Below are 213 nucleotides of genomic sequence, written 5' to 3' on the forward strand. Positions count from 1 at the left end.
GAGCATTCATCAGCCGCATGTTCGTCCCATCGTGCGTGGCAAGGCCGAGGCCAAGACGGAGTTCGGGGCGAAGATCAATATCAGCCTGTTGGATGGCTATGCCAGGGTAGATCATTTTGACTGGGATGCCTTCAACGAGGGGAAGGATCTTCAGGCACAGGTTGAACGCTTCAGGAAGCTGACCGGGAAGTATCCGGAGCTGGTTCAGGTGGA

The 213-nt window shown here is 55.9% G+C and carries 1 pseudogene; it reads left to right on the forward strand.

Annotated elements, in window-relative coordinates:
• Nucleotides 1–213, forward strand: a pseudogene (locus tag B4G81_RS07740) (IS5/IS1182 family transposase); the annotation flags it as partial.

Source organism: Proteiniphilum sp. UBA5384 (assembly GCF_002410825.1).
Taxonomy (GTDB): domain Bacteria; phylum Bacteroidota; class Bacteroidia; order Bacteroidales; family Dysgonomonadaceae; genus Proteiniphilum.